The 6,365-nt window shown below is 75.7% G+C and carries 4 protein-coding genes; 1 reads left to right on the forward strand and 3 read right to left on the reverse strand.

The genetic code is table 11. The features are described from left to right. Positions 1 to 2,585 (reverse strand): ATP-binding protein (locus UW392_RS20045; protein WP_320776415.1); only part of this gene is annotated, 2,585 nt, incomplete at its 3' end. A 303-nt stretch (positions 2,586 to 2,888) separates the two neighbouring features. Here UW392_RS20045 and UW392_RS20050 point away from each other — a divergent pair. Further along, positions 2,889 to 4,568 (forward strand): AMP-binding protein, encoded by a 1,680-nt coding sequence (locus UW392_RS20050; RefSeq protein ID WP_320776416.1) that lies wholly within the window; start codon positions 2,889 to 2,891, stop codon positions 4,566 to 4,568. Between the two features lie 16 nt (positions 4,569 to 4,584). Here the strand turns inward: UW392_RS20050 and UW392_RS20055 are convergent, their stop codons facing one another. Beyond that, entirely contained in the window at positions 4,585 to 5,142 is a 558-nt protein-coding gene (locus tag UW392_RS20055) for a GNAT family N-acetyltransferase (RefSeq protein WP_320776417.1), read from the reverse strand. Between the two features lie 84 nt (positions 5,143 to 5,226). Further along, on the reverse strand, positions 5,227 to 6,054 hold the full coding sequence (locus tag UW392_RS20060; protein WP_320776418.1) for a hypothetical protein: 828 nt from the start codon (positions 6,052 to 6,054) through the stop codon (positions 5,227 to 5,229). Between the last annotated feature and the right edge of the window lie 311 nt (positions 6,055 to 6,365).

Genomic DNA, 6,365 nt, shown 5'->3' on the forward strand with positions numbered 1-6,365 from the left:
GGAGCGGCGGCCGCCTGCTCGGCCTGGTGCAGCCAGGGCAGGGCGCGACAGCGGCGCAGCAGCCGCACCGCCTCCTCGTAGGCCGCCGGACCGGGCCGGTCGGTGCGCAGCCCGGCCAGGGCGTACGCGGTCCGCGCCTCCTCCATGCCGTGCCCGAGCCGGGCCAGCCGGTCCTGGGCGGACGTCAACTGCCGTACGGCCGCGTCCACCTCCCCGCGTGCGGCCCGCACCAGTGCCTCCGCCCGGTCCAGCACGGCGAGCATGCTCTCCCGCCCCAGTCGCAGCGCCCGCTCCCGGGTGGCGTCGATGACCTGCTGGGCCTCCGCGTGCTCGCCGATCCGCACCAGCGCCTCCGCCAGGTCGCCCTGGCGGCGCCCGCGCGCCGGATCGGTGACCTTCAGGCTCTCCTCCAGCTCCCGCACCCGCCGCAGGGACGTCACCGCGCCCGCCGCGTCCCCGGCCACCAACTGGGCGTGCCCGAGCGCCCCGAGGGCGAGCGAGAGGTGCATCAGGTCACCGTCCCGCTCGGCGTGCAGCACCGCCTCCCGGGCCAGCGCCGCGGCCCGGCCGACATCGCCGCCCGAGGCCTCCGCGAGCGAGGTCTGCATGGCCGAGGCGCCCTCGCCGATCCCCGAGTCCCGGGCCAGGCGCAGGCTCTCCCGGGCCAGGTCGAGGGCCCGGCCGCAGTGCCCGGAACGCAGCTCGGTCTGGGCCAGCCCGCGCAGGAAGTGCACCTCGCTCTCGACCATCCCGCGCCGCCGCACCTCCCGCAGCAGCGCCGTGATGGTGGTCCGGGCCTCGGCGAGCCGGTCGCTCATCACCAGCCAGCGGAAGCGGGCCGCGCCCGCGCCGTTGTGGTGGCACGCCACCTCGTCGTCCTGCGGCTCCGTCAGCGCCCGCTTGATGGTGAGGGGCGCGTCCGGGTGCCCCATCAGGGTCTCGGTCTGGGCCTGCAGGGAGAGCGCCATCAGCTCGGTGCGCCGGGCGCCGGCCCGCTCCGCGAGGCGGGCGGCGTGCGCGGCCTCCGCACGGCACTCGGCGAAGTCGCCCTCCACCACCAGCGCCCGCCAGGCGAGCTGGTAGTGGACCAGCGCGAGCAGCCCGGGTTCGTCGCCCGCGTCCGCGAGGGCCTGCGGGAAGACGGCGTCGACCTCGGCGATGGACTGCCCCGCCGCCTCGATGACCACGATCCAGGCCCGCACCCGGTCCGCGGGTTCGGTGGCCCGGGCCAGCACGTCCCGGGCGATGTCCCGGGCGAGGTCGTGCCCGCCCGCGGTCAGCGCGTCCTCGGCCGCCTGCAGCCGCCGCCCGTCCGGTCCGGGGTCGGCGTCCGCGGGGGTGCGCCGGGCGGCGAGCAGGTTCAGCTCCGCGGCGACCGAGGGCGCGCCCCGGTCCCGCGCCGCGGCCGCGGCCTCACCGAGCCCCGCCGCGACCACGGGGTCCGTGCCGGTGGTGGCGAGGGCCAGGTGCCGGGCGCGTTCGATGGGGTCGGAGGCGGCCGTGGACAGCGCGGCGTGGGCCGCGCGCCGCTCCGCCGCGCCGGCCTCCGCGTACAGGGCGGCCGACACCAGGGGATGCGCGAACCGTACGCCCGGCCCCTCCCGCTCGGGGGCGAGCAGGCCGAGCTCGACCGCCTGCGCGGTCTCCGCCTCGGCGTTCTCCCGGCCGGCCGCGTGCAGCAGGGCCAGCGTGGGGCGCGCGCCGGCGCTCGCGACCAGCAGGGTGCGGCGGGCCCCGGCGGACAGCATCTCCAGCCGGTGCAGCACCAGCGCCCGCAGCGAGGTCGGCACGGGCAGCGGCTCCCCGGGGCGCGGCGGGGTCGGGCTCTCGGCGAGGGCCCGGCCGAGCTCCAGCGCGAACAGCGGGTTGCCGCCGCTGGTGCGGTGGATGTCCCGCACCGTGGAGCGGGACAGGTCGGTGTGGCCGTGGTGCGCGAGCAGCTCGGCCACCTGCGCCAGGGTGAGCGGGGCGACACGGACGGTCAGGGTGTCCGGGGGCAACGCGCGTAGATACCGGTCCTGCGCGGACCCACCGGTCTCCGTCTCGGCGCGTACGGCGCAGAGCATCCGGACCGGCAGCTCCCCGAGCCGACGCGCGGCGAACCCCAGCAGCTCGGCACTGGCCGAGTCCAGCCACTGGAGGTCGTCGGCGACGATCAGGACGGGACCCCTGGCGGCGAGGGCGCGCAGGGTCGACAGCACGGCCAGCCGCAGGGCGAGGCCGTCGCGCTGGAGGGTGGACTCGCCACGGCCGGTGAGCGCCGACTCCAGGGCGTCCCGCTGCGGGGCGGGCAGCTGGTCGGACACCTCGTCCGCGACCAGGCCGAGCAGATCGGCCAGCGCCAGGAACGGCAGATGGGATTCGGACTCGGTGGCCGCGCAGCGCAGCACCGTCCGTGCTTCGTCGGCGTATTCCGCGGCCAACGTGCGCAGAAGGGTCGATTTACCGATTCCGGCGGGTCCGCGTACGACGACGCTGCCGCCGCGCGCCAGCTGCTCACGCGCCCCGCCCAGCAGCTCCTCCCGGCCGATGACCAGGTCGGGGCGCGGCCTGCCAGGCTCTCCGAGGTCCCGTCGCACGGTCACCGCTCCCCTCGTGTCGTGTTCGGGCCAATATTAGGCAACGGCACTTTGAATTCCGGGGCGAAGGCCTGGTGAGGAGAACAACAGACGCGGTAAGGCGGTCCCGGCATGGAACAATTCACGGGACTCGTGCATGAATATGTCATTCGTGTCGGCTGCCGTGACCGCCCCGCACCCCGGCGCCCTCCACGCCACCGCCGCAGGGCGCCCGCCTTCCCCCGCGGTTCCACCCCCGTCCGGGGGCTGGTGAGACCCGCGTCACCCGTTACACGATGTCCGGGACCCGTCCGGCGACGAGGAGGACATATGGCGGTGAGCACGAGCGCCACGGCACAGTTCCGGGCGGCCCGGGACTTCCTGCTGGCGCACCGTGAGGACTACGCCACGGCCCACCGGGACTTCACCTGGCCGCGCCCCGAGTACTTCAACTGGGCACTCGACTGGTTCGACGTCATCGCACACGGCAACGACCGGACCGCCCTGCACATCGTGGAGGAGGACGGCAGCGAGACCCGCGTCTCCTTCGCCGAGATGTCCGCCCGCTCGGACCGGGTGGCGAACTGGCTCCGTGACCGGGGAGTCCGCCCCGACCACCGCGTCCTCGTCATGCTCGGCAACCAGACCGAACTGTGGGAGACCGCCCTCGCCGCCATGAAGCTGGGCGCCGTCGTCATCCCCGCCACCCCGCTGCTCGGCACCGCCGACCTCGCCGACCGGGTCGAACGCGGACGGGTACGGCACGTGATCGTCCGCGCCGAGGACACCGCCAAGTTCGACGGCGTGCCCGGTCGCTGGACCCGCATCGCGGTCGGCGGGGCACCGGAGGGCTGGCGGTCCTACGAGGAGGCGTACGGCTCACCCGCCGCGTTCACGCCCATCGGCCCCACCAACGCCGGCGATCCCCTGCTGCTCTACTTCACCTCGGGCACCACGGCCCGCCCCAAGCTGGTCGAGCACACCCATGTCTCGTACCCCGTCGGCCACCTCGCCACCATGTACTGGATCGGCCTGCAGCCGGGCGACGTCCACCTCAACATCTCCTCACCGGGCTGGGCCAAGCACGCCTGGTCCAACCTCTTCGCCCCCTGGAACGCCGAGGCCACCGTCTTCCTGCACAACTACACCCGCTTCGACGCCGTCCGCCTGATGACCGAGATGGACCGCGCGGGCGTCACCACCTTCTGTGCCCCGCCCACCGTGTGGCGCATGCTCATCCAGGCCGACCTGACCCAGCTGCGCAACCCCCCGCGCGAGGCCGTCGCCGCCGGTGAGCCGCTCAACCCCGAGGTCATCGACCAGGTCCGCGAGGCCTGGGGGGTCACCGTCCGGGACGGTTTCGGGCAGACGGAGACCGTCGTCCAGGTCTCCAACAGTCCCGGCCAGGAGCTCAGGACGGGCTCCATGGGGCGCCCCAGCCCCGGCTTCACCATCGAGCTCCTCGACCCGGTGTCGGGCGCGGCGGGCGTCCGGGAGGGCGAGATCGCCGTCGACCTCTCCGACCACCCCGTGGGCGTGATGACCGGCTACCACGGCGACCCCGACCGCACGGCCGAGGTCATGGCCGGCGGCTACTACCGCACCGGCGACATCGGCGTGCGCGACGAGGAGGGCCGCATCACCTACGTGGGGCGCGCCGACGACGTCTTCAAGGCCAGCGACTACAAGATCAGCCCCTTCGAGCTGGAGAGCGCCCTGCTGGAGCACGAGGCGGTGGCCGAGGCGGCGGTGGTGCCCGCGCCGGACGAGCTGCGGCTGGCCGTCCCGAAGGCGTACATCGTGCTCGCCGAGGGCTGGGAGCCGGGCCCCGGCACGGCGAAGGTGCTCTTCGAGCACGCGCGGCTGACCCTCGCGCCGTACAAGCGCGTGCGCCGCCTGGAGTTCGGGGCGCTGCCCAAGACGGTGTCCGGCAAGATCCGGCGGATCGAGCTGCGGGAGGCGACGGCGGCGGGCTCCGACGCGGAGTACCGCGAGGAGGACTTCCGGTGATCCTCGGGGCGTGCGGTCAGCCGTTCGCCGGCGCCCGGTCCACCGGCGTCGGGTCCGCCGTCAGGTCACGGCGCATGCAGACCCGGGGCCAGCGGTCCAGGCCGTGCGCCGCCTCCTCGGCACGGAGGGTGCGCAGCCCTTCGGTGAGTTCGGCCGCGGTGAGGGTGCGGAAGCCCAGACGCGCGTAGTACGGCGCGTTCCACGGGACCTCCGTGAAGGTGGTCAGCGTCAGGGCGGTCAGGCCCTCGGCGCGGGCGCGGTCCGCGGCGTGCGCGAGGAGGGCCCGGCCCACGCCCCGGCGGGCGACGGCAGGGTGCACCGACACCTGCTCGACGTGCAGGGCGCCGTCGACGGGCGCGCAGAGGCAGTACGCGCGCGGGCGGTCGTCCCGGTCGACGGCGACCCAGGCGCGCCCGGCGCGACGGAAGCCCTCGAGCACCTCGAGCGCCGGCGGCTCGTCGTCGGCGACGGCGTCCATGCCGAGGTCCCGGAAACAGGCGCCGGCGGCACGCTCCAGGTCCCGGAGGGCGGGCAGGTCGTCAGGGGTGGCGGTGCGGATCCGCGGGGTGTGCATGGGAGGGAGTATCGGCGCGCCGGCGCGCGGCTGTCGCGCCGATGTCCCGGGCGCCCGGATGAGAGCCGGGGGAGACAGGGCGGCTCACGCCCCGCTGGTGAGCAGTTCGTTCGCCGGGCCGTTGACCGGCTGGGGCGTGCCCGTGAGGTCCAGCACGAAGAGGGCGATGCCCAGGGCGTCGGCGCGGTGGCGGGCCTCCGGGTCGTATCCCGCGAGGGAGAAGTACACGCACCCCGCCGACTCCGTCATCGCCGTCAGCCACAGGCACTCCACGTCACGCGGTGAGGCGGGACGCACCGTCGGGTCCACCTGGGCCACCACGCCCCGCGCGGCGAGCCCGATGCCGGACGGCGGCCGCTGGTCCGCCCGCCGGATGTCCCGGTAACCGAGCCAGCGCAGATAGAGGGCGGCCGCGGTGACCGCGTCGCGCGCCGTGCGGATGGTGACCGGGTGGAAGGCGGGCCGGGGGAGGGCCACGGTCCGGTCGGGCTGGTCGTCGTCCATCGTGCCCGGACGTCCGGTGGGCGCGCCGGTGCGGCCGGCGGGTGCGCCGGAGCCGGCGCCGGGGCCCGGACCGGGCCGGCGGCCGAAGGGGTCCGGTCTGCCGGGCGGACCGGTGTCGTGCCGCTCGCCCGCGCGCAGCGGTCGGGAGGTCACCGTGACCGGCACGCGCACGAGGGTGCCGCAAGGGCAGCCCAGCTCGGGCTGCGGCCACTGGTCCTCCCGCTCGCAGGCCTCGCAGCGCACGGTGATCCAGTCCTCGTCCCAGGTGCGGTGGGTGACCGCGGTGGCGGTGCCGAACGGGTCCAGCGGCGGGGTGACGGGCGCCCCGCACGCGCAGGGATAGGCCGGTGCCGTGTACCGGTGCTCACGCCGGCAGCCCGGACACCGCACCCGGAGGCTCTCGGTCATGGCCCACTCCACTCCACACCGTCCGACGCCGGACAGCCCCTCCATCGTGCTCCAGGGAGGCCCGCTCCAACAGCCGAACGGCCGGATGACCATGCCCCTCCCGCACCGGGAAGGCACCGCCCGCAGCGGGCGGGGGCGGCGGGGCGGCGGTCCATCGGCGCGCTGACCTGCACGCGGACCTGCACGTGGACCGGCGCGTGGGCCGGTGCGTGGGCCGGTGCGTGGACCGCCCCTCTCCCGTCGTGCCCCGTACGGTCGGGAAGCGCCCCGCGCCCGCGGACGCCCCCGTGCGTCCGCGTCGTGCCCGGCCG

This window comes from Streptomyces sp. CRN 30, from assembly GCF_034105845.1.